We start from the raw sequence: 23156 nt of genomic DNA on the forward strand, positions 1-23156 counted from the left end.
TAAGCTCAACTTTGATTTGAGGGGGACCATGAAAGACCTCCATTCCGAGTTTTATGAAAACCTCCCTCTTTTGCGGGAGTTTACTTTGGTGGCGGACCCGACGCAGTTTTCAGCTGTGCCGGATGAATGGGTCGTCGGCGTTGCTGACATAGTTGATTCAACCGGAGAAATCGCCCGGGGCCGATACAAAACCGTCAACACGGTTGGGGCGGCTGTGATTTCAGCCATGATCAACGCCATGAACGGTAAGCTGTTTCCCTATGTTTTTGGTGGCGACGGTGCTGGCTTTGCCGTTCCGCCCAGTCAGGTCGAAGCCGCGCGTGATGCATTGGCTGCTTTGCGACGCTGGGCAGAAGAAGAGTTTTCCATGCCTCTGCGTGCGGCCATGGTATCGATGGCCGAGGTCCGAGCCGCCGGTCGGGATGTGCGCGTGGCCCGCTATGCACCATCTACCGGCGTGGACTATGCCATGTTCTCGGGGGGTGGGCTGGCCTGGGCCGAAGCCGAGATGAAGGCTGGCCGCAACATGGTTGATCAAGCAGAACCGGGCGCCCAGCCGAATCTGACAGGCCTGTCGTGCAGATGGTCCAACAGTACGGCTCGGCATGGCCAGATCGTCTCGCTGGTTGTTGAGCCCACTGCATCAGCGTCAGAGGGTGATTTTGCCGATCTGGTGCAATCCGTTCTGTCCATGTCGGAAAAACTGGAGCGTGCAGGGCACCCCGTGCCCGAGAACGGCCCGCCCATGAAATGGCCGCCGCCTGGCTTGGACATTGACGCGCATGTGTCACGCAATGGACGGAACATGATATTGCAAAAGACTGTTCTGCTGTTCCAGAATCTGTTGATCGCAGCCCTGTTTAAACTGGGCAAACGCCTGGGTCAGTTCGAGCCGGACCACTACAAGAAGATGGTCAGCGGCAACGCGGATTTTCGCAAGTTTGATGACGGTTTGAAGATGACGCTTGATTGTGATGCGTCCACGTTGAAACGGATCGAACACATGCTGGAGCAAGCGCGGTCGCGTGGAAAGATACGCTATGGTTTGCACGCACAAAACGAAGCGATGATGACATGCATTGTCCCGTCGGCCACCCGGGATGATCATGTGCATTTTGTTGATGGCGCGTCGGGCGGGTATGCTCAGGCCGCTGCGGCCATGCGCGCGTGAAAGGTCAAGACACCTTCCACTGCTCCGAAAGCGAACGGGCCGTCTGCGCCAATAGCATCACGTCGATACCTACGGCCAAAAACTGCGCGCCCATGTCTTTATAGGCTTGCCGGGCCTCGTCATTGGTCGCAAGGATGCCCGGCGCTTTGCCAGACGCCTTGATCCGCGCCAGCGCGTCTGCGATCACCTCGCGCATCTCAGGGGCGGCGCTGTTGCCCTGATAGCCCATGTCGGTCGACAGGTCGGCGGGGCCGATGAAAACTCCATCAACGCCCTCGACCTGTAAAATATCATCCAGGGCATCCAATCCAGCGCGGGTTTCAACTTGCAGCAACAGGCAGATTTCCTGATCCGCTGTTTGAATATACGCGTCGACAGCCCCATACATAGTCGCCCGTGCCGCCATAGCACCCACGCCGCGCGCTCCGGTCGGAGGATAGCGACACGCACGAACCAGTTCGCGCGCTTGCTCGGCGCTTTCGACGATTGGGACCAGCACGGTCTGCGCCCCTGCATCCAGAACCATTTTGATCAACCAGGTTTCGCCAATTGGAACGCGCACCACCGGATGCGATGGGCTGGCGGCCAAAGCCATGAGTTGATCCCGGATCGAACGGATGTCATTTGGGGCGTGTTCCCCGTCAATTACCAACCAATCGAAACCCGCTGTGCCCATGACCTCGGCGGTGACAGATTCAGCAAAGCTCATCCAGCACCCAATCTGGGTTTTTCCCTCATTTAGAGCCTTTTTGAAGGGGTTTTCCGGGGCAGCCATCAGATCTCTCTTGCTTTTGCAAACCATGATTATCAAAGACCCGGTGCCGGGTCCTTTCTGCATCTTCTCTTATGACAGTGAATTGTCCAGTCTGAATGCAGCCTTTCTGACGGGGCATAATCGACGCTGGCGGCGCCTTGCCTCCGCATGATGATAACTAGCGCCTTGCCAGAACTGGGAGGATTGCTTGCGAAAAAGCTGAAATTCGGTGATAATTTTCCTATGACTGACGACCTGCCTCTGACGTCGCGATCTTTGCCCATAGCGCTGTTGCGGGCGCGGGAAAAGGTTATGGGACCCATCCGTGCAATGCTGGCTGACGCTGGTGTCACCGAACAGCAGTGGCGGGTTTTGCGGGTTTTGAACGAAGAAGGCCCACTGGAACCGACACACATCGCTGATCGCGCCTGCCTGTTGTTGCCCAGCCTGACGCGGATTTTGCAGAAGCTGGAACAAAGCGGTTTGATCTCGCGGCGCTCTCATCCGGCAGATCGCCGTCGCCAGATCATTGAGATCACCACAAACGGTACCCAGATCATTCGCGCCAATTTGCCCGTAAGTATCGCCCAAGCAGAACGCATTCGGTCTCAGCTGGGGCCGGAAAAGCACGAGTTGTTGCTGGATCTTCTCAATGACCTGAAAAATCTCGAAGCCTGACAAGTGGCTAAAGCGAAGACGCTTCTTAGAAACCCCGCCGGAGAATTTAGGGGGTATTCTCCAGCGGGGCGGCCAGAATCGTACTGGATCATTGCCTGGCCCGAGGCCGGTTGCGTCATGTGTAGCCTGACGGTCCGACCTGCGCTTCGGAGTGTGTCGAGTCAAAACAGACTCTAATTAAAGCGTTGCTCCCGGGGGTGGGCACATGCCTTTGCTCTCCGAGATAGATTTTCGTAACTGCCAACCGATGGATTGTCTTGCAAGTGGGACCTCTGAAGTCAAATCGGCTAGGTAATTTGCCAAGTGTGTGCATCTGGCTTCAGTTCGGCCATATTGTCGGCTGCAACATCTGTATTTGAGGACATAACTCAACTTAAGCCCGAGCCAAGTCACGTTTGTTCTTCCTTTGACAAGGTCATAAAGGCGGAAGTGACATTGCTGTGAAACGGTCATTGCACTGCATACCGGAATTGGGCGGGTTTGCGCTGAAACACCAACAAAGCTTTGGCGAAATTCGGCGTGTTTTCTTGTATTGCTGATCGGACTGGCGGTCGTAAGATGAACCAGCACAATAGTCCGAGAGCACCATGTCAAATAGTCTGTTTTCCCTTCCCGACCCGGTTACTATCCCTGTTGTTGGGGCCTCAGCAGAGTATCCTGTGGGGCGTATTTTCTGCGTCGGTCGGAATTACGCGGCCCATGCGGCCGAAATGGGGAATGAGGTCGATCGCGAAGCACCGTTCTATTTCACCAAATCCGCAGCCAACGCGGTTCTGTCCGGGGCCACGGTACCGTACCCGGCAGGGACCGAGAATTATCATCATGAAATGGAGTTGGTGCTGGCGATCGGAAAACCCGTGTTCCGTGCCACCTCTGCGCAGGCTTGGGATGCAGTTTATGCTTACGGCTGCGCCCTCGACATGACCCGTCGCGACCTGCAGATTCGCGAACGAAACAAGCAACGGCCCTGGGATCTGGGCAAGGATGTCGAAAACGGTGCGGTATTTGCCCCGCTGACACCGGCAGGCAAATGGTCGCCGGACGCAGACAAGCATATCCGTCTGCGCGTCAATGATGAGCTGCGACAAGACGCGACGCTTGAGGAGCTGATCTGGAAAATCGACGAAATCATCTGCCACTTGTCCGGCTTCTATCACCTGCGTCCCGGGGATCTGATTCTGACCGGCACACCAGCGGGTGTTGGACCGGTTGTGGCAGGTGATGTTCTGAGCGGTGAGATAGACGGGCTCGCGCCGATTGAATTGACACTGACGGATGCAAAATAGACCCTATTTAGGGTCTTTTAGCCAATCGTTGGCAAATTCGATTTGTGTGACTCCCGCCAGTCGTCGCACGCGATCCAGCTCAGCGTTCAGGCGTCGGGTGCGGGCGTCAGACCAGCGCACTCCGCGCTCGGGCCAAAGGGCTTTGACGCGTAACATGTCGCGGTCGCGATGCGCTTTCATGTCAATCCGGCCAACTAAAAGGTTACCTTCCAGCAGTGGAAACACGTAGTAACCATAATTGCGCTTGGGTTCCGGCACGAAGACCTCGATCCGATAGTGAAAGCCGAACAACCGTTCTGCGCGATTGCGGTCACGCAGCATTGGATCAAACGGGCTGAGCACGCGGATGCGCCCGGGTGGCTGGGGCAGGTCCAAACTCTGGTCCGCCAGGTTTGAGCAGGCAAAGACCTTGCGGTGCCGCCCATCAGCGCAGGTGATCTCGATCTCTTCTATATCGCCTTTGGCCAGCGCCCATGCGCACCAGCTTTTGGCTTCTGCTGCGCTGACCGTGTCCCAGAACGCAGCCAATTCGCCCGATGTTGCAAATCCAAGTCGGTCCAGTGCTGCGTTGCATAGCCAATCCACAGTCGCTTCTGCATCGCAATGCATGTTTCCAGGACAGAGTTGACTCTCAATAACTCGCTCTGTCAGGTCATAGCGTTTCTGAAACCCGTCGCGACCGACAACAGTAAGCGCGCCGGAACGCCACAAAAACTCCAGGGCGGTTTTTGACGGATGCCAATCCCACCAACCGCCCGAGCCTTTCTTTTCGTCCTTGCCCACGTCCGAGGAAGACACCGGCCCATGGTCACGGATGTGCTTCAACACCGTTTCAAACTGCTGTTCGAACCCATCCCGTCGCCAGTTCTTCCACCGCGCTTTCAGCAAATCTGCATCGCGCTGAAACCGTAGATGCCAATGCGGGTAGAACTCCATCGGGATCACGGCCGCATCATGCGTCCAATGTTCGAACAGCTCTTTTTCCCTTTCATAGAGCCTTTTTAGGTTCGCGCTGCGATAGCTGGGTCTGCGAGAGAACAGGATCAAATCATGGGCGCGGGCAACTGTGTTGATACTGTCGAGCTGCACAAACCCCAACCGCTGGATCAGATTCAGAAGCGCACCGCCCTTGGCCTCGCCCGAAGGCTGTTCCGCCAGCGCGTGGCGGTCCATGAAAACGGCCCGCGCTGTTTGGTTGTCGAGCCGTTTGAGGGGTGCCGTCATCGCCGCTTCAGGGTGTCGCCAAAGCTGATCTTGGGAGTCAGTGTCGCGCGCGTTTCAATCTCAGAATCGGGATCTTTCAAACGCTCGGCGATGATTTGGGCGGCATGACGACCAATCTCAAGCCGACAGGCATCCATCGTTGCAAGCTTGCGCGGCAGACCCTGCAACAACTCGACATTGTTAAACCCGGCCAACCCGATTTGCCCTGGAATGTCGATGCCTTGCTCCAGCAGGTACAACAAGCCACCCGCACCGATCATGTCATTGGAGTAATACAGAAAATCCAGATCGGGAGAACGTTCCAGCATCGCCTGCGTCATCTCGCGCCCCTTCGCAAGGGCCGAGCCGCCGGAATAAAACTCGCGGTCTTCGATTTCGATCCCGTGCTTGCCCAATACCTCGGTGAAGCCTTCGAAACGCTTCCGGGCGCGGTGATCCAGCGGCATTTTGGTGCCCATGAAACCGATATGCTGATACCCGGCTTTCAGGATGGCCTGCGCCATTTCGCGCCCGGCGCGGCGGTGCGAGATGCCGACCATCGCATCCACAGGCTTGCCGTCGGTATCCATGATCTCGACCACAGGAATGCCCGCTGAATCCAGCATGGCGCGTGCGGCTTCAGTATGTTCCAGCCCTGCAATGATCACGCCTGAAGGCCGCCACGAGAGCATCTCGTACAGGACCTTCTCTTCTTTTTCGGGCAGGTAGTCGGTCACGCCCACAACTGGCTGCAGTTCCGTGTCTTCCAGCACCTGATTGATACCTGTCAGAACCTCAGGAAACACCATGTTCGATAGCGACGGGATAATGACTGCAACCAGATTGACCCGGCTGGACGCCAATGCACCTGCGATCTTGTTGGGGACATAGCCAAGTTCTTTTGCGGCGGCCAGAACGCGGGTGCGGGTGGCGTCTGACACGTCCCCCCGGTTCCGAAGCACCCGGCTTACCGTCATCTCGGATACTCCAGAAGCCTCGGACACGTCGCGAAGGGTAAGCGGGCGTTTGGATTCACTGTTCACGGGAGGCACCTGTGTTGTTGTTTTGCCCGATGGTAGCGTGAACAGGTCTGCGTGTACAACAATTGTGCAAAGCCGATGACAACCCGGAAAATCCCGGTTACAGAAGGCCACACAAGGCCCCGTGGCTCAACTGGATAGAGCAGCCCCCTCCTAAGGGGCAGGTTGCAGGTTCGAATCCTGCCGGGGTCGCCAATTTCTCATGGTCTTCCGTCAATCGACGCGCGCTGGAACGCGGCAAGATTGGTCCCTGAATGCGCATCAAATACGTTGTTCGATCCACATTTACCTGCAAAAATTGGGCAAACTTTCCATGGGACCTTCCGAGTGCCGCTCAGATACGCAGACATTTACCCCTCTGAACCACTGCTCAACAGCGACTCGATGGAGCGTCCTTCGGCAGCGGCACTGATGTCTGTACGATATTTTCAGGCGGAACCGGACGAAATGCCCGAGGACGTGTTCGCGGAACACCATGTATTGCTAAATTTGCAGGACAGTCCGCATCGCGTTCAAAATTGGCGTGACGGCACATTGCGGGATTTCACCTTCTGCAAGGACGAGGTCATTGTTACGCCCGCTGGCGTGCGGTCAGGTTGGCGGTGGTTCGCGCCGTCTGACGTGATCGTCATTACCCTAGAACCGCACAAGGTGGACCGTTTCGCGCAGTCTGAGCTTGGGATGTTACTCGATCCCCAACAATTTAAGGACTTGCCGCAGTTTTCCGACCCTGACCTTTGCGCGGCCGGTGTCATCTTGCGGGATGCGCTGGAGACTGAAGACATGTCCTCGGCCGTTATGTTCGAGGCCATGAGTCGGGTTTTTCTGGTCAAGCTGCTGCAGAAATACGGAAAGCGGCGCGCCGAAGATGCTGAATTGTCATCGCGGTTCACCTCTCGCCATTACCAACGTGTCCTGGCCTATGTACAAAAGCGCCTGGATCGCACGATCACCGTTGACCAACTGGCGTCCGAGGCTGGAATGAGCGCGTCGCATTTTGCCCGTGTCTTCAAGGAAACGCTTGGTTCAACGCCTATGCAATATGTCATGTCGTTTCGGATCGAGCAGGCGATGAAGATGATCGAAGATCCAAGACGGCCCTTAGGGGACATTGCTTTGGCTTGCGGGTTTTCAGATCAGGCGCATTTCACCCGCAGCTTCAAGCAAGTGACCGGTCAGACCCCGCGTGCCTTTCGCGTTGCGCTGAACGGTTGAAGCAGAATCTTTCAAAAACCGGGCAGCATGGTGCAATTATCGCAGGCGCTGACTTCGTATCTTTCATGTCATCGGGCCTGTGCCCAAACTGACAGATTTTGGGAGATACCTCCATGAAAACCCTCGCTTTGAACACCGCCGCTGCGCTAATGGCATCGACTGCCGCGATAGCTCAGGTCGAAACCCGCACCGTGACCTTTGAAAATGAAGGCACCATCATGTCCGGCACGCTGTATTTGCCGGAAGAACGCGGTGACGCGCCTTTGCCCACGGTTGTTGTCACCGGTGCCTGGACCTCGGTGCAGGAACAGATGCCCGCTAACTATGCACATGAAATGGCGGCACGCGGATTTGCTGCATTCACCTTCGATTTTCGCGGTTGGGGCAAGTCGGGCGATTTGCCTGACAATGTACGTTTTGTCGAAAGCCCAAAGGCCAAGACGTCGGACATCAAAGCCGCGTTCGAATATGTCGCAACCCTGCCTGAAGTGGATGCCGATCACATCAACGGGCTGGGTATCTGCGCTTCGGCCGGTTACATGGTCGACGCTGTTTCCGGAAATCCGCTGGTGCAACGTGTTGGGCTTGTCGCCCCCTGGCTTCAAAATGAAGAGATCGTCGAGGCCGTTTATGGCGGCAAGGATGGCGTTGCCGGGCTGATCGAAGTGTCCCATGCTGCCGAAGCCGCGGGTGGGCAAATCATCCCTGCGGCAGGGCCGGAAGGTGCCGAAGGCGTTCTGATGCCGATCGGTGGGTACTATTACGAGGCCGACCGTGGCGCGATCCCCGAGTATGACGACAAGTGGAACAATGCGGGCTGGGAAGGCTGGCTGACCTATCACCCTGCGGACAACCCGCAGCGTTTGGACAAGCCGCTCGCCATTGTTCACTCGGAAAGTGCGGCCATACCTCAGGGTGTGCAGACCTTTCTCGCAGGGTTTGCAGGCGAAGCGACAGCCCAATGGCTGGAAGATGTCACGCAGTTCGATTTCTACGACAATCCCGAAGACGTGACCCGAGCAGCGGATACCGTGGCCGACCATTTCAGTGCTGGCCTAGACAGCTGAATTCTCGATCAGGCGTCGAAGCTGTCTTCGGTGCCTGCCCCTTACCCTGGAGTAAACCGATGCCCAAGAACCTTACCGCCACACTTGCAGCTGTCACAATGATTGGCAGCGCGGCGTTTGCCGAGCAACACACCAATATCTCGACAGCAATCACCGATATCGCAGCGGGAGCTGACCGCCATGACTGGACTCGTGTGCGCGGCGCTTTTGCCGATACGGTGACAACCGATTACACCAGCCTTTGGGGCGGTGACCCAGTCACGCAACCGGCTGACGACCTTATAGCAGGTTGGTCCGCATTCCTGCCTGGGTTTGAAAGCACACATCACTTGGTCACCAACCATACCGTCAGATCGCTTTCCGAAACCCAGGCCACAGCGCAGGCTGATTTCACTGCAACCCACCGTATCGCGGATGGCTTGTGGGTGCTGGGCGGCCGATATGATTATATCCTTGAAAAATCCGAGGACGGTTGGGTTGTAACATCCCTGACCATGACAGCGCTTTGGGAAACCGGTGATCGTGGTCTTGTGGCAATCGCGGCCGAGCGCGCGCAACAGTCCAATTGAACCCAGTGGTGAGCCGAGGTCGCCAAATCTACCTTGTTCCTGGTTCTGGAAAACGCGTGCGTGTGCGGTTGGCGAAAGCAACAAGGGACAGCATCACTGGGACTTCGACCAGAACGCCTACAACGGTCGCCAACGCCGCGCCGGAGTTCAGACCAAACAAGCTGATAGCTACGGCCACAGCCAGTTCGAAGAAGTTTGATGTTCCGATCATGGCACACGGGGCTGCGATCCGATGGGGTACTTTCAGTGCATATGCAGCGCCATACGCTACAGCAAAAATTCCGTAGCTTTGGATGAGGATAGGCACCGCGATCAGCACGATAACCATTGGCTTGGACAGAATGGTCTGACCCTGCAATCCGAACAGAATAACCACAGTTGCAATCAACCCCATCACCGACCAAGGTTTTACGCGGGTAGAAAACGCCTCAACTGCCTGTTTAGAACCTAGTTTGCTACGGGTGATCAACCCGGCAATCAGCGGCAACACCACGTAAAGAACCGTGGCCAGAACCAGCGTCTGCCAGGGCACTTCAATATCGGTGACACCCAGCAAAAAGGCGACGATCGGGGCAAATGCCACGACCATGATCAGATCGTTGACCGAGACTTGAACTAGCGTATAGGTCGCGTCGCCTTTGGTGAGTTGCGACCACACAAACACCATGGCGGTGCAGGGGGCTGCCCCCAACAAAATTAGCCCAGCTGTGTATTGGGCAGCGTCTTCGGGTGCAATCCAGGGTGCAAAGATATAGTCAAAGAAAAAAACGGCGAGCAGCGCCATGGTGAAGGGCTTGATCAACCAATTCACCACCAGCGTCACGATCAGACCGCGTGGCTGGCGGGCAACCCCGGCGACTGCGCGGAAATCGACGTTGACCATCATCGGATAGACCATCGCCCAGATCAGTACGGCTACAACCAGATTGACGCTGGCGATTTCGGCCCCTGCAACCAGTTGAACCAGTCCTGGCGCGGCTTGTCCGATCAGAACACCGCCAATCATGGCGAGCGCGATCCAAATTGTGAGATATCGTTCGAAAATGCTCATGAAAGCGCCTCGGAAGTCTGATCTGTGAGTTTACCAGAGGTCAGTGCGGCGAGGGCAACCATAGCGGACGCGGTACCGAGGACCATCGGCAATCCCCCGACCTGATAGGTGAGGCCAGACAAAACGGTGCCGACCAGCCGACCTGCTGCATTCGCCATGTAGTAAAACCCGACATCCATCGTCACACGCTCGGACTTGGTGAAGGCCAGGATAAGATAGGAATGCAGTGCCGAATTGACGGCAAAGACCGCTCCAAAGACCAGCAAGCCAGCAACGAGTGTCGTGGTCAGCCAGGTCTCAGGCTCGTTTGACAGCCAAGTGGCCAATGTTAGAGCCGCAGGAATGCAGAAAAGGATCACTGCCCAGCTGCGCGCAGCACGGATCAGATCACCTTCGGTTCGATCCGAGGCGCGAAGTATCCTTGGCGCGTTGGCTTGCACCACACCATAGAGGATGATCCACACCGCCATGAAAGTTCCTATCATGAAGAACGCAGATCGGTTGCCCGCCTCGGTACCGTCTGAGAGCACGGCGTAGAAATAGATTGGGATGCCGACCACAAACCAGACATCACGGGCGCCGAACAGAAAGACACGCGCTGCTGACAGCCAGTTTACATTGGCGGACTTCGAAAAAACTTCGGAGAACTTCGCCCCTTTGCGTCCCTTCGGCAAGCCTGCTGGCATGAACAGGATAACTGCAAACAGGATCACCGCCAGTACGGCTGCCATGACCAGAATTGCTGTCATAAAGCCCATTGTGGCCAGCATGGTCGCGCCCAGCAAAAAGCCCAGACCTTTGACTGCGTTTTTCGACCCCGTTAGCAGGGCCACCCAACGAAACAACCCGCCGCCCTCGGCAGGGGCCAGAAGTTTGACCGACGATTTCGAAGACATTTTGGCCAGATCCTTGGCCACTCCGCTGGCGCCTTGCACCATCATCACGAATGTGACCGACGCTGCGACGGTCCAGTTCGGGTCAAGCTGCGTCATGGCAAGCAACGCAATAACTTGCAGCCCCAGCCCTGCATAAAGGGTCGAGGTCAATCCGAACCGCGCTGCGATCCAGCCTGCGGTCAGGTTGGTGACAATCCCGGCGATCTCATAGAGCACAAAAAGATAAGCTAACTGAACCGGCGAGAAGCCCATGGTGTGAAAGTGCAACAGCACCAACATCCTGAGCGCCCCGTCGGTCAGCATGAAGGCCCAATAGGCCGCCGTAACCGCGATATAGGCCGACAATCCTTCGGGCCGTTGGGTCACAGCGACGATCCGACCATCAAAGCCACATCCACCAAACGATGCGCATAGCCCATCTCGTTATCATACCAGGCATAGATTTTAACCTGCGTCCCGTTCACCACCATGGTCGACGGCGCATCGACAATCGAGGAGCGTTCGTCATTGGTGTAATCGGTTGAAACCAGCGGGCGCGTCTCATAGCCAAGAATGCCCTTCAACTCACCCTCGGCAGCGGCTTTGAAAAAGCCGTTGACCTCTTCAACCGTTGTTGCGCGCTCAACCTCGAACACGCAATCGGTCAGTGAGGCGTTCAACAGCGGCACCCGCACGGCGTGGCCATTCAAGCGCCCTTTGAGTTCGGGATAGATCAACGTGATCGCCGTAGCCGAGCCAGTGGTGGTCGGGATCAGTGAGTTCAGGGCCGACCGCGCGCGACGCAGATCCTTTGCAGGTCGATCAACGATGGTTTGCGTATTGGTCACATCATGGATTGTGGTCATCGACCCGTGGCGGATGCCCAGGTTTTCGTGGATGACTTTGACAACCGGTGCCAGACAGTTGGTGGTGCAGGAGGCCGCTGTCACGATGTTATGGGTCGCAGGGTCATAAGTATCATCGTTCACACCCACAACAATGTTGGCTGTCGGGCCGTCTTTGACGGGGGCGGAGACAACAACCTTTTTCACGCCTGCATCGAAATAGGGTGCCAGCTTGGCTTCGGTCTTGAAGACGCCAGTACAGTCGATCACTACATCGACACCGTCCAACGGCAGAGCTGAAAGGTCTTTTGTCCCAACAAAGGGGAGGCGCGTGCCACTCACAGTGATGCTGTCGGCATCGTAGCTGAACTTTGCATCCCAACGTCCGTGCACTGTGTCAAATTCCAGCAGATGCGCGTGCATTTCGGGATTACCAACAGCGTCGTTGATCCATGCAATTTTTGCGCCCCGTTCCAGCAAGGGTTTCAGCGCAAGTTTTCCCATCCGGCCAAGGCCGTTCAGAGCGTAGGTCGTCATTTCGTGTCCTCAAAAGATGCTCGCCCGATGTCATCGACAGCGGATTGCAGTGCGATCCGGTCAAGACTTTCGACCGGCAGCGACGTAAAGGCTTGGATCCGACGCTTCAGCGCGCCGTAAGCGTTTTGAAACGCAAGGCTTTTTTCTGCGTCGGTGCCTTCTGTCTTGACCGGGTCAACCATACCCCAGTGACCACTGATCGGTTGACCTTCCCAGGCCGGGCATTCTTCGTTCGCAGCCTGGTTGCAGACCGTAAAAACAAAATCCAGGTCAGGCGCATCCGGCCCCGAAAACTCGGACACATTCTTTGACCGCAGGACTGACGTGTCATGGCCCTTGTCTTGCAAAACCTGCATCGCAAACGGGTTCAGTTCGGAAAACGGCCGTGTTCCTGCCGAATAGACATTGAACCGATCGCCGCCAATCTCGCGCAGCAGAGATTCAGCAAAGATCGAGCGGGCGGAATTGCCCACGCAAATGAACAACACATTGAACTTCCGGTCAGTCATGGTGTCACTTCCTTTGGTTGAAGGCATGCAAAGATCAGGTCGGCCACGGCAGCAGTCCACAATAAGGAAATCGAGCATTTGCTGCACGTTCTTCATTTCAATCGAATAGAGAAGAGACGTCCCGGATCGCTCCTGCTTGACCAGCCCTGACCGCTGCAACGCATTCAGATAGTTCGACATTGTGCTGGGTTTGATACCTAACTCTGCCGCCAGCTCCCCTGCGGGAACAGTGTCAGGAAACCGTCGCATTAACATGCGAAACACGGTGATGCGTTGCGGGTGACCCAGAATGGCCAGCTGGTCGATTATTTCTTCTATCATATTTCATGAAATATTGAATTAATGATCGGGAGTCAATTTCAACCCGTTGGCGTTACAAAAAATTCACAAACAGAAGCTGCCGCAGGCAGAGTCGGTTGCCGGCTCAAAAAGAGACCCCATTCGGGCGGGTCGGCCGCAAAAAGCTTAACTTGGCTTGCAGGCAACAGACCGACAGTTTAAACGATCCATCGCACCCAGATAGAACCAGTTCTGGCTGCCATAAGTTGCCTCAATAGCTCAGCTGGTAGAGCAGGTCCTTCGTAAGGACAAGGTCGGGGGTTCGAGTCCCTCTTGAGGCACCACACATCTCGCTTTTCTGAAATAATTCGCGTTGAATTCGAATGTACTTTCAAATTTTAAGTGTGCCCGTTGCACAGGCGTCGACTTGACGTTCTTTCCAACAAGACACATTTCGCAATGCCCAAAGGCGGTCTGCGCGCGAGTGTCGACCGTATCCCGACCTTGCCCCAATGCCTTGCCTGAGGCATGCTTGCTTCCGCAGGAAGAGTATCTGTTTACCGCCGGGATTGTCGGTCAACGGATCAGCACGGCGCCATGCTTTGGGAGGAGTTTGTCATGACATCCAAGACCGCAGGTTCCACACCACCAGATAACCTGACACCGCCACAACAGGCCGTGCCCAAGGTCAACAAAGTGACAGCGGATGATATCACCGCCGCACTAAAGGCCGGGTTTTCCGATTTTCTGGCGCGCCCCGTCATGAGCGGTTTTTTCGGCCTGTTCTATGCGGTTTTCGGAATACTGTTGGTTTGGGCCTTGGTTTGGCTCGGCAAGATCTGGATGATCATTCCTGCAATTGTAGGATTCCCGCTGGTCGCACCTTTCGCCGCCGCCGGGCTTTATGAAATGTCGCGTCGGTTGCAAAAGGGGGAGAGTTTTGGGTGGTCCGAGATCCTCACGGTCATGGCCGATCAGCGCAAGCGCGAAATGGGCTGGATGGCCTTTGTGACCTTGTTCATTTTCTGGGTGTGGGTTTATCAGGTTCGGCTTTGGCTGGCGATCATCCTGCAGAATGCATCTTTTTCGGATTTCGATGGGTTCTTGAACACCGTGCTATTTACGCCCCAAGGTTGGACCTTCCTGGCCATTGGCACCTGCGTCGGCGCGTTTTTGTCAGCGGCACTGTTCACGGTGACCGTTGTTGCCATGCCTATGTTGCTGGACCGGGAAACCAATTTCGTTTCTGCGATGCTCACCTCTGTCCGCGTTGTCAGGGAAAGCCCTGTGGTCATGCTCACTTGGGCGGCAATCATCTCGTTTACCATGCTGATATCGTTGGTTCCCGCATTTTTGGGTCTGATCTTTACTCTGCCGATCCTTGGCCACACCACCTGGCACCTATACCAGCGGGCCGTGCCGCCGGACGAGGTGTGATCAGGCACCACCTCCTCGATAAGCTGCGTTTGCGCAGCTTATCTACGCCTGTGGATCATCCTTGAGGCTAAACTCTATTGGTAGCAGGTGGTCTCGCCAGACCCTTCTTGGCGGGGGGCAAAAACCGCCGTACTGGTGCGCCCGTCCGACAAGACGCCCGTTGCCTGAACCGGCTCCAGAAAGTCGCTTTCTTCAAGGCGTTCAGTTCGATAGGACCCGGTTGTCATGTCTGAACACTCGAACTCACCCGTGATGATACGAGACGCTCTGGCAGAGAACTTTCCCGAACACACAGCGTCTGAGGTTTGCAGGCAAAAATTTCCTCGGTAAGCGCCAGGAAGCCACCAGGCTACCCCGTCAAAATCGCTTCCGTCAGACAACTTACCGCTAATTGAATTGAAATTGCCTGAATATTTCACCTTGGTTACCGATTTCTCTTTGCTCGCTCCGTCGTCGCATGCGGCAACGAGCGAGAGAGCCGCCACCATTACAAATGTGAAAGAAAAACGATTTTTTCCCATGATTTACCTATCTAAAAACGAATAAACTTTCTGATAGATATTATAGGTTTATTTGCTTTGGCGAGCGTTTTTTCTTGCCATGTAGCAAAAGGTCTGAAAACGCGCCTTGCGGCTCTGCCGCCTGACGGAGGAGGATGTTCCCGACCGCGCTTGCTATTGGTGGAAACGCAAAGACCCCTTTGATCGGTTGGCTCCGCTCAGGCGCGCTTTTCACCGATTGATGCGACGCCCAGAACGTCCAGAACCTTGGCTTCGATCTGTTCGGCGTTCATGCCGGCGGCGGAATACATGTCCGCTGGGCTGGCCTGATCGATGAACGTATCGGGCAAGACCATCGAACGGTATTTCAGCCCTTGATCAAAAACGCGTTCCTCGGCCAAAAACTGTGCGACATGGCTGCCAAAACCGCCAATCGCGCCTTCTTCGATGGTGATCAGAGCCTCGTGGTTTGCTGCCAGATTCAGGATCAGGTCGCGGTCCAGTGGCTTGGCAAAGCGGGCGTCGGCGATGGTCGGGGTGATGCCTTTGCCAGCAAGGGATTCTGCGGCCTTTTGCACCTCAGACAATCGTGTTCCAAAAGACAGCAAGGCCACGCGCGCGCCCTTCTGGATCACGCGGCCTTTGCCGATTTCAAGCACTTCACCGCGCTCTGGAAGGTCGACGCCAACGCCTTCACCACGCGGGTAGCGGAACGCAATCGGCCCTTCGTCATGCGCAACAGCAGTGGCCACCATGTGCATCAGCTCGGCTTCGTCGGCAGCTGCCATGAAGACCATGCCCGGTAGGTTGGACAAATACGCAATATCGAACGATCCGGCATGCGTGGCTCCGTCGGCACCCACCAAACCTGCGCGGTCAATGGCAAATCGCACGGGCAAACGCTGAATCGCCACGTCGTGAACGACCTGATCATAGCCACGTTGCAAAAAGGTCGAATACATGGCGCAGAATGGTTTCATCCCACCTGCAGCCAGTGCAGCCGAGAATGTCACCCCATGTTGCTCGGCGATCGCAACATCGAAACAGCGCGACGGGTAGCGTTCGGCAAACAGGTTCAGGCCGGTACCGTCCGGCATGGCGGCGGTCACGGCAACGATCTTGTCGTCTCGCGCGGCTTCATCGACCAGCGTTTTGCCAAAAACCGATGTGTAAGACGGCGCGTTTGAGGGTGCTTTCTTCTGTTCACCTGTCACGACGTCGAACTTGGCCGTTGCGTGTCCTTTGTCTCGGGCTTGCTCTGCGGGTGCATAGCCTTTGCCCTTCTTGGTCAGAACGTGAATCAGGATCGGGCCGGTCGCTCGTGCCTTGACGGTCCGCAACACCGGCAGCAACTGGTCCAGATCATGTCCGTCTATGGGGCCTAGGTAAGAAAAGCCAAGCTCTTCGAATAACGTACCACCGACCGCCATGCCTTTCAGCATTTCCTTGGCGCGCTTGGCACCCTCACGGAAGGGCTCGGGCAGCAGCGAAACCGCACCTTTTGCGGCGGCTTTCAGATCGTGGAACGGCTCTTCCGCATAGATACGGGACAGATAGTTGGACAAGGCGCCCACCGGTGGCGCAATGCTCATCTCGTTGTCGTTCAGAATGACGATCAATCGCTTGCCCAGATGGCCCGCATTGTTCATCGCTTCAAATGCCATGCCTGCAGACATTGAGCCATCGCCGATCACAGCAATCGCATCGCCCAAACCCTCGGGTGTGACACCACCCAGATCGCGCGCCACGGCAAAACCAAGTGCTGCACTGATCGAGGTACTGGAATGCGCTGCGCCGAACGGATCATAGGGGCTTTCGCTGCGTTTCGTAAAACCACTCAAACCATCCTTCATCCGCAATGTGCGAATACGATCGCGCCGCTCGGTCAGGATCTTGTGCGGATAGCACTGATGACCCACGTCCCAGATGATCTTGTCGCGTGGCGTGTCAAACACGGCATGCAGCGCCGTGGTCAGCTCGACCACACCCAGACCAGCCCCAAGGTGCCCGCCCGTCACGGACACGGCCGAGATTGTCTCGGAACGCAATTCCTGTGCCACCTGATGCAGCTGCGCGTCCGAAAACTGCTTGAGATCCGCAGGGCGGTTCACAAGGTCCAGCAGGGGCGTGTTCGGGCGGTCAGACATTGGAATTCCTGGCTTAGCTGTCCCGGGCAATAACGAAGCGGGCGGCGTCCTTCAAGGTTTCTGCTGACGCACCGTACCCGTCCAACGCAGCACAGGCCGTTTCAACCAGATCTGTCGCGCGGGTTTTGGCCGCCTCGAGTCCCAAAAGCGAAACAAAGGTCGCCTTGCCCGCATCTGCGTCTTTCTGCAGCCGTTTTCCTGCCTTTTCTACATCGCCTTCTACATCCAAGATGTCATCAGCAATTTGAAAGGCAAGCCCAAGAGCCTGCGCATAATCGCGCAGAGGGGTCGGATCGGCTTGCGCCAGCCGCGCACCCGCACAAGCAGACCATTCGATCAACGCACCTGTCTTGCCCGCCTGCAACCGGGTGATTTGTTCCAGTGTCAAAGGCGTGGCCGCTGTTTCGGCTGCGATATCCAGCGCCTGGCCCAGAACCATGCCTTGCGCCCCGCTGGCTTGGGCCAGAGTCAGAGCCAATTCTGCACGCGTTTGGGCATCGCCAACTTCGGGCCGAGTGCACAGTTCAAATGCTAAGGTCTGCAACGCATCGCCGGCCAACACCCCGGTCCCTTCGTTCCATTTCACATGAACGGTGGGCCGCCCTCGGCGCAAATCATCATCATCCATGCAGGGCAGGTCATCATGGACCAAAGAATAAGCGTGCAGCGCTTCGATCCCCGTGGCGGGCCAGATCGAGCGGGCCTCATCCACGTCATGCAAGCGTGCGCTTTCCCGCACCAAAAACCCGCGTAACCGTTTACCACCTTGCGTGGCGTAGGCCATGGCCCGCGTTACGTCGACATCGTCCAGTGCGCCTAGAACCAGGTCAAAATGCGCCTGAATGCGCGCTGCATCCTGCGCCAGTCTTTCGCGAAACATTTACTGACCGTCGACAGATGTGGTCCCGGTGGGTTGCCCTGTGGCATCCAGAGTGATCGCGGCCACTTTCTCTTCAGCCCGCTTCAACTCGTCCTCGCACCGTTTCTTCAGGGCCGCACCGCGTTCATACAGCGCGATCGACTGATCCAATGCCACGTCGCCGTGTTCAAGCTGGCCCACAACGGCTTCAAGCTCTTTCATGGCCTGCTCGAATGTCATCTGCTCAACTGGGGTATCGGTCATGGTGCTGCCTTCATCAATTCTTCCACATGGGCGCGTGTGGCCGCGGCCAGTGCGTTCAGATCATACCCGCCTTCCAGAGTCGAGACGATACGACCGTCACAAACCTCATCGGCGATTTTGCACAGCTCGGCTGTGATCCAGGCAAAGTCGCCAGTGGACCAGTTCAGATTGGCCAGCGGGTCGTCCTGATGGGCGTCAAACCCGGCAGAGATGATGATCAGATCGGGGTTGAACGCCCGCAGGCGCGGAAACGCCTGGGACTCGTACGCTTCGCGCATCTCGGCCCCACCGCTGCCTGGCGCCAGCGGGATATTAAGAACCGTGTCGTGAACCCCTGTCTCATCCGGGCGTCCCGAACCGGGCCAAAGGGGCATCTGCTGGCTGGTGATCACCAGGGCACGCCCTTCGTCCCACAGCAAATCTTGCGTTCCATTGCCGTGATGAACGTCAAAATCAACAACGGCAACGCGGCTAAGCCCGTGATGATCCAGCGCATGTTTCGCTGCCAGCGCTGCATTGCCAAACAGGCAAAACCCCATTGCAGTGTCTGTTTCTGCATGGTGACCCGGCGGGCGAATGGCACAGAACGCGTTCGACGCGTCGCCACTCAGCACCAGATCAACAGCCCGCACTACAGCGCCCGCGGCTCGATAGGCAGCGTCCACCGAGCCCGGCGACATGAACGTATCCCCGTCAATCTGCGCAAACCCATCTGACGGGCGCGTGGATCGAATATCGCGAATGTAACCTTCCGGATGCACCCGCAGCAGATCGTCATCTGCCGCCAACGGCGCTGTCACCCTTTTAAGCTCGAACCCTTCCAAGGCGTGCAGAACATGCTCCAGCCGCGCCACCCGTTCGGGGTGACCCTCAGGCGTGATATGGCCCAGGCAATCAGCATGGGTCAAAAGGGCAGTTGTCATCGGGATCCCCTGTTCATCTGGCTACAAATACCTTCGCCGAAGGCACAAAACCGCCGCGCAGCGGCACGCTTAATCCGGTGCCAGCATATAGCCTGCGCCGCGGACGGTTTGCAGATATCTGGGCTGTTTCGGGTCTTGCTCGATCTTGCGCCGCAGGCGCGTGATCTGCACGTCCACTGCACGTTCCTGCGCCTGGCCTTTGTCGCGCCCAAGATCCTCTACCAGTTTTGCGCGGCTGATCGGTTCGCCGGGCTGGGCCGAGAAGATCTTCATCAACTGGCTTTCCGTTGCGGTCAGGCGCACGGGATCTTCGCCCTGCCACATCTCTCCCCGCTCGATGTCATATCGGATCGGGCCGAGGTACAGGATCTTCGCGGCTGTTTCCTCGGCTGGCGTTTCCGGCATCCTGCGCAGAATTGCGTTGATCCGCAGCAGCAGTTCCTTTGGCTCGAAGGGTTTCGCCAGATAGTCATCTGCCCCGGCCTCAAGCCCTGCAATCCGGTGTTCGGTTTCCCCTTTGGCGGTTAGAAGCAGGATGGGAGTGCTGTGCGTCTCACGCAGCGATTTTGTCAGACTGACACCATCTTCGCCCGGCATCATGACATCCATGACAATCATGTCGAAATCCAGCCCTGACAAGACCCGCCGCGCATGGGCAGCATCCCGAGCTGCAGTGACCAAGAACCCGTTTCGCATCAGGAATTTCTTGAGCAGGTCGCGAATGCGCTCGTCATCGTCAACAATCAGCAGATGGGCGTCCATATCGCTCATGAGGTCGTATCCCGAAGTTTCGTATAGGCATGACGCATATCAGCATCCATCATTGCTTCAAGCACTTTGCGAAATCCGGCCACGGCTTCGGGACCGGCATCCTTGTAAGCAGCGCGCATCCTGGAGCGTTGCGCATCCGACAACGTCGTTTCCAGAGCTTGCCCCTTCTCAGTCAGAAATAGGTGGCGTTCGCGTTTGTCCACTGTGCCGACACGGCTTTCCACCAGCCCATCCTCGATCAAGGTTCGTAAAACCCTGTTTAGAGACTGTTTTGTGACACCAAGGATCGCTAACAAGTTGTTGACCGTAGTCCCCGGTGCGCGGTTTATAAAGTGGATTGCCCGATGGTGGGCGCGGCCATATGCCATTTCGGCTAGGATGCGATCAGGGTCCGCGGTAAAGCCGCGATAGGCGAAAAACATGGCCTCAATCCCCTGCCGTAATTGCTCGTCGGTCAAAAACAACAGGCTTTCGCCCCCATAACGCGGGGCCGGGCGGATGTCAGACATGGTGCGCCTCATTCGTTACTCGGGGCCGAGTTTATGTCAGCGTTATTGACATTCCAAGGGTGGAGCGGTATCGAATCGCAGTTTTTGCGCAATTTTGCGTCCGTATCGGACCTAATTGGCGCAATAATCGAAAATTCACCCGGTTCAGGAGGTTTCGCATGGCGGGGTATGATGATCGTGATGGTACCATTTGGATGGATGGCAAGCTGGTGCCCTGGCGTGAGGCCAATGTCCATATTCTGACCCACGCCATGCACTATGCCTCGTCCGTGTTTGAAGGCGAGCGCGCATATAACGGCAAGATCTTCAAAAGCCGGGAGCACTCCGAGCGACTGATCGCCTCGGCCGAGGCGCTGGATATGCCGATGCCCTATTCGGTCGACGAAATTGAAGCTGCGAAGGAAGAGGCGCTGAAAGCCAGCGGCCTGCAAGACGCCTATGTGCGTGCTCTGGTCTGGCGCGGCTCGGGCGAAGATATGGGCGTGGCGTCCGCCAAGAATCCGGTGCGCATGGCCGTCGCGGTCTGGCCCTGGGGTGCTTATTACGGCGACGCGAAAATGCAGGGCGCTAAGCTGGACATTGCCGAATGGAAACGCCCCAGCCCTGAAACCATCCCGGTTCACGCCAAGGCCGCAGGCCTTTACATGATCTGCACCATCTCGAAACACAAAGCCGAAGCCAAAGGCTGCTCGGATGCCTTGTTCATGGACTGGCGTGGATATGTGGCTGAAGCGACCGGCGCGAATGTCTTTTTCGTCAAAGATGGAGAGGTTCACACGCCGCTGGCCGATTGCTTTTTGAACGGCATCACGCGCCAGACGGTGATCCAGATGTTGAAAGACAAAGGCATCACCGTTCATGAGCGCCGTATTAAGCCCGAGGAAATGGCCGATTTCGAACAATGCTGGCTGACCGGTACCGCAGCTGAGGTTACTCCGGTCGGGCAGATTGGGGAGTACACATTCGAGGTGGGCGACCTGACCCGCGAGATTGCGGAAGACTACGAAAAGCTGGTCCGCTCGTAAGCTTCAGCCCCCGCTCCGGCGGGGGTTTTTCATTGCAGAAAGTGCAAATATCCATGCAATGCGTCCAGCAATCTGGACGGCTTGTATGGAAAGCGTATCTTTGGCGCATGTTAGATCTTCTCAGCGATATTCTCACGCGCCTGTCCCTGCGTGGCACATTCTACTTTCGCACATCGTTCACACCGCCATTCGGCATTCAGGTGCCGGGCTATGAAAACGTCGCGCGGTTTCATTTTGTGCAGCGTGGTGAGCTTAAGGTGCATGTCTCAACGACTGGCGAGACACTGAGGCTGCGACAGGGTGACTTGATCCTGATTCCCCACGGTGCGCCGCACGCGTTGCTCTGCGCCGAGGTCAAGCCTTTGGATGCGTTGCCTTTGGAAGAGGTGCTTGAGGTGGCTGGCTACACAGGCGACGGTGTGCTGGTATACGGCGGCTCTGACGAAGACCGAGATACGCAGCTGATCTGCGGTCACTTTTCTTTCACAGGTCCTGCCGGGCGGAAGGGCACTGGGCACATGCTGATCGACCGTCTGCCGCCCTACATCCTGATCGAAAACTACGGCGAAGAAGCCGGGGCCTGGATGGAATCGACTCTGCGTATGATCGGTTCCGAGGTTTCTGGCGCGAAAATTGGCGGCGACCTGATCGCGATGAAATTGTCCGAAGTTCTGTTCGCGCAGGCAATCAGGGCCTATCTGGAACGCCAGAGTCCGCAGGATTCGGCTTTAGCCGGGTTTGCCGATTTGCGCATTTCGCGGGCGCTGACCGCGTTCCATCAAGCCCCGGCTGAGGATTGGAGCGTCGCATCTTTGGCGCGAGAGGCCGGTATGTCTCGCACTGCCTTTGCTCAGCTTTTTGCCGAGAAAATGGGAACGACGCCGATGCAATACCTCACAGACTGGAGGATGCAGATCGCCTGCCATGGTCTGACCGAGGCGCGCTGGAACGTGGCGGACGCGGCAGCCGAAGTCGGATACGCCTCGGAAGCCGCGTTCTCGCGTGTATTCAAAAAACAGGTTGGCCTGTCACCGGCTGCGTACAGGGCGATGCACTGATACTCCGCTAATTTTGAATGATCTGCAATATATCGTAAACGCTCAGGAATTCAGCGTCCGAGATCATCAGACTACCTTCCTTTCATCACTGGTTGAGGAAAGGAAAACCTTATGTCCCTGCGCTTTGTCACCCGTTCTGTCCACGCGTATCTGGATTACCCGGTCGCCGTTGCCCTGATGACCTTGCCGTTCCTTCTGGGGCTGGGTCAGTCCAATCCGCTGGCCCTGTGGTTGTCTGTTGCAACCGGGGTGGCCGCCTTTGTTCTGACAGTTCTGACCGATCACCATCTGGGGATCTGGCGGGTTCTGCCCTACAGGTTTCATCTGGCGGTGGACTTGCTGGTTGGCGTCACCTTTCTGTTTGCACCCAGTATCTTTGGTTTCACGGGTATGGATGCGGTGTTTTACTGGTTGAACGGTGCGGCTGTGGTGCTTGTCATCTCACTCAGCGCGCCCGAGCAGGACGTCGCTGCCTGACGACGTTATCCACATCTGTCATGGTATCATCATGATACTGTCAAAAAACTGAGCCGCGGGTTTTACAAACTGGCGGCTCATATCGGCGCACCAATCGCGTGGTCGGA

General features: G+C 56.6%; 24 protein-coding genes and 2 tRNA genes. 12 read left to right on the forward strand and 14 right to left on the reverse strand.

Going from position 1 to position 23156, the window contains the following annotated elements; genetic code table 11:
• Positions 1–28: 28 nt before the first annotated feature.
• A complete protein-coding gene (locus GOV91_RS05180; RefSeq protein WP_171178502.1) occupies positions 29–1171 on the forward strand; it encodes a DUF3095 domain-containing protein in 1143 nt (380 codons plus the stop codon).
• A gap of 4 nt (positions 1172–1175) precedes the next feature.
• On the opposite strand, the gene GOV91_RS05185 is transcribed toward GOV91_RS05180, so the two are convergent.
• Positions 1176–1946 (reverse strand): HpcH/HpaI aldolase/citrate lyase family protein, encoded by a 771-nt coding sequence (locus GOV91_RS05185; protein ID WP_171178499.1) that lies wholly within the window; start codon positions 1944–1946, stop codon positions 1176–1178.
• A 222-nt stretch (positions 1947–2168) separates the two neighbouring features.
• On the opposite strand from GOV91_RS05185, the gene hpaR reads away from it, so the two are divergent.
• Together hpaR and GOV91_RS05195 are read left to right on the forward strand one after the other, a co-directional pair.
• A complete protein-coding gene (hpaR, locus tag GOV91_RS05190) occupies positions 2169–2603 on the forward strand; it encodes a homoprotocatechuate degradation operon regulator HpaR (RefSeq protein ID WP_171234691.1) in 435 nt (144 codons plus the stop codon).
• A 587-nt stretch (positions 2604–3190) separates the two neighbouring features.
• Positions 3191–3889: a fumarylacetoacetate hydrolase family protein gene (locus tag GOV91_RS05195; RefSeq protein WP_171234692.1), complete on the forward strand. Its 699-nt coding sequence runs from the start codon at positions 3191–3193 to the stop codon at positions 3887–3889.
• Between the two features lie 3 nt (positions 3890–3892).
• On the opposite strand, the gene GOV91_RS05200 is transcribed toward GOV91_RS05195, so the two are convergent.
• A complete protein-coding gene (locus GOV91_RS05200; protein ID WP_171234693.1) occupies positions 3893–5113 on the reverse strand; it encodes a winged helix-turn-helix domain-containing protein in 1221 nt (406 codons plus the stop codon).
• The gene (locus tag GOV91_RS05205) at positions 5110–6135 is read right to left on the reverse strand and encodes a LacI family DNA-binding transcriptional regulator (RefSeq protein ID WP_171092978.1); all 1026 of its coding nucleotides are present in this window, start codon (positions 6133–6135) and stop codon (positions 5110–5112) included. The genes GOV91_RS05200 and GOV91_RS05205 overlap by 4 nt, the downstream gene beginning before the upstream one ends.
• A gap of 115 nt (positions 6136–6250) precedes the next feature.
• On the opposite strand from GOV91_RS05205, the gene GOV91_RS05210 reads away from it, so the two are divergent.
• The 4 genes from GOV91_RS05210 (at position 6251) to GOV91_RS05225 (ending at position 8983) form a co-directional block, all read left to right on the forward strand.
• Positions 6251–6327 (forward strand) — tRNA-Arg (locus GOV91_RS05210).
• A 216-nt stretch (positions 6328–6543) separates the two neighbouring features.
• Entirely contained in the window at positions 6544–7347 is an 804-nt protein-coding gene (locus tag GOV91_RS05215) for an AraC family transcriptional regulator (RefSeq protein ID WP_245222878.1), read from the forward strand.
• 113 nt (positions 7348–7460) lie between these two features.
• Positions 7461–8414 (forward strand): alpha/beta hydrolase, encoded by a 954-nt coding sequence (locus GOV91_RS05220; RefSeq protein ID WP_171234694.1) that lies wholly within the window; start codon positions 7461–7463, stop codon positions 8412–8414.
• A gap of 59 nt (positions 8415–8473) precedes the next feature.
• Entirely contained in the window at positions 8474–8983 is a 510-nt protein-coding gene (locus tag GOV91_RS05225; RefSeq protein ID WP_171234695.1) for a nuclear transport factor 2 family protein, read from the forward strand.
• Positions 8984–9011: 28 nt separating this feature from the next.
• Here the strand turns inward: GOV91_RS05225 and arsB are convergent, their stop codons facing one another.
• Genes arsB through GOV91_RS05245 form a run of 4 tightly spaced genes read right to left on the reverse strand, consistent with a single transcriptional unit; the run spans position 9012 to position 13121 of the window.
• Positions 9012–10034 carry an ACR3 family arsenite efflux transporter gene (gene arsB / locus GOV91_RS05230; RefSeq protein ID WP_171234696.1) on the reverse strand — a complete coding sequence of 341 codons (1023 nt, stop codon included), beginning with the start codon at positions 10032–10034 and terminating at the stop codon, positions 9012–9014.
• Positions 10031–11296, reverse strand: coding sequence for an organoarsenical effux MFS transporter ArsJ (gene arsJ, locus GOV91_RS05235; RefSeq protein ID WP_171178483.1), 1266 nt, complete (start codon positions 11294–11296; stop codon positions 10031–10033). The genes arsB and arsJ overlap by 4 nt, the downstream gene beginning before the upstream one ends.
• Positions 11293–12291: an ArsJ-associated glyceraldehyde-3-phosphate dehydrogenase gene (locus tag GOV91_RS05240; RefSeq protein WP_171234697.1), complete on the reverse strand. Its 999-nt coding sequence runs from the start codon at positions 12289–12291 to the stop codon at positions 11293–11295. Before GOV91_RS05240 ends, arsJ begins: the two co-directional genes overlap by 4 nt.
• On the reverse strand, positions 12288–13121 hold the full coding sequence (locus tag GOV91_RS05245; protein ID WP_171234698.1) for a MarR family transcriptional regulator: 834 nt from the start codon (positions 13119–13121) through the stop codon (positions 12288–12290). The genes GOV91_RS05240 and GOV91_RS05245 overlap by 4 nt, the downstream gene beginning before the upstream one ends.
• A 226-nt stretch (positions 13122–13347) precedes the next feature.
• Between GOV91_RS05245 and GOV91_RS05250 the strand changes: the two genes are divergently transcribed.
• Positions 13348–13423: transfer RNA gene (locus tag GOV91_RS05250), tRNA-Thr, on the forward strand.
• A gap of 274 nt (positions 13424–13697) precedes the next feature.
• Positions 13698–14516: a DUF2189 domain-containing protein gene (locus GOV91_RS05255; RefSeq protein ID WP_171234699.1), complete on the forward strand. Its 819-nt coding sequence runs from the start codon at positions 13698–13700 to the stop codon at positions 14514–14516.
• Positions 14517–14590: 74 nt separating this feature from the next.
• On the opposite strand, the gene GOV91_RS05260 is transcribed toward GOV91_RS05255, so the two are convergent.
• The 7 genes from GOV91_RS05260 to GOV91_RS05290 all read right to left on the reverse strand — a co-directional run bounded on the left by GOV91_RS05260 (position 14591) and on the right by GOV91_RS05290 (position 20489).
• Positions 14591–14743 (reverse strand): hypothetical protein, encoded by a 153-nt coding sequence (locus tag GOV91_RS05260; RefSeq protein ID WP_171234700.1) that lies wholly within the window; start codon positions 14741–14743, stop codon positions 14591–14593.
• Positions 14744–15234: 491 nt separating this feature from the next.
• A complete protein-coding gene (gene dxs / locus GOV91_RS05265) occupies positions 15235–17163 on the reverse strand; it encodes a 1-deoxy-D-xylulose-5-phosphate synthase (protein ID WP_171234701.1) in 1929 nt (642 codons plus the stop codon).
• 13 nt (positions 17164–17176) lie between these two features.
• Positions 17177–18043, reverse strand: a complete 867-nt coding sequence (locus GOV91_RS05270) for a polyprenyl synthetase family protein (protein WP_171234702.1) — start codon at positions 18041–18043, stop codon at positions 17177–17179.
• Positions 18044–18286 (reverse strand): exodeoxyribonuclease VII small subunit, encoded by a 243-nt coding sequence (locus GOV91_RS05275; protein ID WP_171234703.1) that lies wholly within the window; start codon positions 18284–18286, stop codon positions 18044–18046.
• Positions 18283–19209, reverse strand: coding sequence for a histone deacetylase family protein (locus tag GOV91_RS05280; protein ID WP_171234704.1), 927 nt, complete (start codon positions 19207–19209; stop codon positions 18283–18285). Before GOV91_RS05280 ends, GOV91_RS05275 begins: the two co-directional genes overlap by 4 nt.
• Before the next feature lie 69 nt (positions 19210–19278).
• Complete coding sequence (locus GOV91_RS05285) at positions 19279–19980, reverse strand: response regulator (protein ID WP_171178465.1); 702 nt, start codon at positions 19978–19980, stop codon at positions 19279–19281.
• Positions 19977–20489, reverse strand: a complete 513-nt coding sequence (locus GOV91_RS05290; RefSeq protein ID WP_171234705.1) for a MarR family winged helix-turn-helix transcriptional regulator — start codon at positions 20487–20489, stop codon at positions 19977–19979. The genes GOV91_RS05285 and GOV91_RS05290 overlap by 4 nt, the downstream gene beginning before the upstream one ends.
• Positions 20490–20647: 158 nt before the next feature.
• Between GOV91_RS05290 and GOV91_RS05295 the strand changes: the two genes are divergently transcribed.
• From GOV91_RS05295 to GOV91_RS05305, 3 genes are all read left to right on the forward strand, one after another.
• The gene (locus tag GOV91_RS05295; protein ID WP_171178461.1) at positions 20648–21514 is read left to right on the forward strand and encodes a branched-chain amino acid aminotransferase; all 867 of its coding nucleotides are present in this window, start codon (positions 20648–20650) and stop codon (positions 21512–21514) included.
• Between the two features lie 107 nt (positions 21515–21621).
• Positions 21622–22572, forward strand: a complete 951-nt coding sequence (locus GOV91_RS05300) for an AraC family transcriptional regulator (protein WP_171178460.1) — start codon at positions 21622–21624, stop codon at positions 22570–22572.
• 111 nt (positions 22573–22683) lie between these two features.
• Positions 22684–23049: a hypothetical protein gene (locus GOV91_RS05305; RefSeq protein ID WP_171234706.1), complete on the forward strand. Its 366-nt coding sequence runs from the start codon at positions 22684–22686 to the stop codon at positions 23047–23049.
• The last annotated feature ends 107 nt before the right edge of the window (positions 23050–23156 follow it).

The organism is Ruegeria sp. HKCCA6837 (assembly GCF_013034475.1).
Lineage (GTDB): Bacteria > Pseudomonadota > Alphaproteobacteria > Rhodobacterales > Rhodobacteraceae > Ruegeria.

What these genes read in the sequence shown, in the direction of transcription:
- GOV91_RS05180 (WP_171178502.1), top strand. Translation starts at nt 29, where the DNA reads ATGAAAGACCTCCATTCCGAGTTTTATGAAAACCTCCCTCTTTTGCGG.
- GOV91_RS05185 (WP_171178499.1), bottom strand. Translation starts at nt 1,946, where the DNA reads ATGGCTGCCCCGGAAAACCCCTTCAAAAAGGCTCTAAATGAGGGAAAA.
- hpaR (WP_171234691.1), top strand. Translation starts at nt 2,169, where the DNA reads ATGACTGACGACCTGCCTCTGACGTCGCGATCTTTGCCCATAGCGCTG.
- GOV91_RS05195 (WP_171234692.1), top strand. Translation starts at nt 3,191, where the DNA reads ATGTCAAATAGTCTGTTTTCCCTTCCCGACCCGGTTACTATCCCTGTT.
- GOV91_RS05200 (WP_171234693.1), bottom strand. Translation starts at nt 5,113, where the DNA reads ATGACGGCACCCCTCAAACGGCTCGACAACCAAACAGCGCGGGCCGTT.
- GOV91_RS05215 (WP_245222878.1), top strand. Translation starts at nt 6,544, where the DNA reads ATGTCTGTACGATATTTTCAGGCGGAACCGGACGAAATGCCCGAGGAC.
- GOV91_RS05220 (WP_171234694.1), top strand. Translation starts at nt 7,461, where the DNA reads ATGAAAACCCTCGCTTTGAACACCGCCGCTGCGCTAATGGCATCGACT.
- GOV91_RS05225 (WP_171234695.1), top strand. Translation starts at nt 8,474, where the DNA reads ATGCCCAAGAACCTTACCGCCACACTTGCAGCTGTCACAATGATTGGC.
- arsB (WP_171234696.1), bottom strand. Translation starts at nt 10,034, where the DNA reads ATGAGCATTTTCGAACGATATCTCACAATTTGGATCGCGCTCGCCATG.
- GOV91_RS05240 (WP_171234697.1), bottom strand. Translation starts at nt 12,291, where the DNA reads ATGACGACCTACGCTCTGAACGGCCTTGGCCGGATGGGAAAACTTGCG.
- GOV91_RS05245 (WP_171234698.1), bottom strand. Translation starts at nt 13,121, where the DNA reads ATGATAGAAGAAATAATCGACCAGCTGGCCATTCTGGGTCACCCGCAA.
- GOV91_RS05255 (WP_171234699.1), top strand. Translation starts at nt 13,698, where the DNA reads ATGACATCCAAGACCGCAGGTTCCACACCACCAGATAACCTGACACCG.
- GOV91_RS05260 (WP_171234700.1), bottom strand. Translation starts at nt 14,743, where the DNA reads ATGACAACCGGGTCCTATCGAACTGAACGCCTTGAAGAAAGCGACTTT.
- dxs (WP_171234701.1), bottom strand. Translation starts at nt 17,163, where the DNA reads ATGTCTGACCGCCCGAACACGCCCCTGCTGGACCTTGTGAACCGCCCT.
- GOV91_RS05270 (WP_171234702.1), bottom strand. Translation starts at nt 18,043, where the DNA reads ATGTTTCGCGAAAGACTGGCGCAGGATGCAGCGCGCATTCAGGCGCAT.
- GOV91_RS05275 (WP_171234703.1), bottom strand. Translation starts at nt 18,286, where the DNA reads ATGACCGATACCCCAGTTGAGCAGATGACATTCGAGCAGGCCATGAAA.
- GOV91_RS05280 (WP_171234704.1), bottom strand. Translation starts at nt 19,209, where the DNA reads ATGACAACTGCCCTTTTGACCCATGCTGATTGCCTGGGCCATATCACG.
- GOV91_RS05285 (WP_171178465.1), bottom strand. Translation starts at nt 19,980, where the DNA reads ATGAGCGATATGGACGCCCATCTGCTGATTGTTGACGATGACGAGCGC.
- GOV91_RS05290 (WP_171234705.1), bottom strand. Translation starts at nt 20,489, where the DNA reads ATGTCTGACATCCGCCCGGCCCCGCGTTATGGGGGCGAAAGCCTGTTG.
- GOV91_RS05295 (WP_171178461.1), top strand. Translation starts at nt 20,648, where the DNA reads ATGGCGGGGTATGATGATCGTGATGGTACCATTTGGATGGATGGCAAG.
- GOV91_RS05300 (WP_171178460.1), top strand. Translation starts at nt 21,622, where the DNA reads ATGTTAGATCTTCTCAGCGATATTCTCACGCGCCTGTCCCTGCGTGGC.
- GOV91_RS05305 (WP_171234706.1), top strand. Translation starts at nt 22,684, where the DNA reads ATGTCCCTGCGCTTTGTCACCCGTTCTGTCCACGCGTATCTGGATTAC.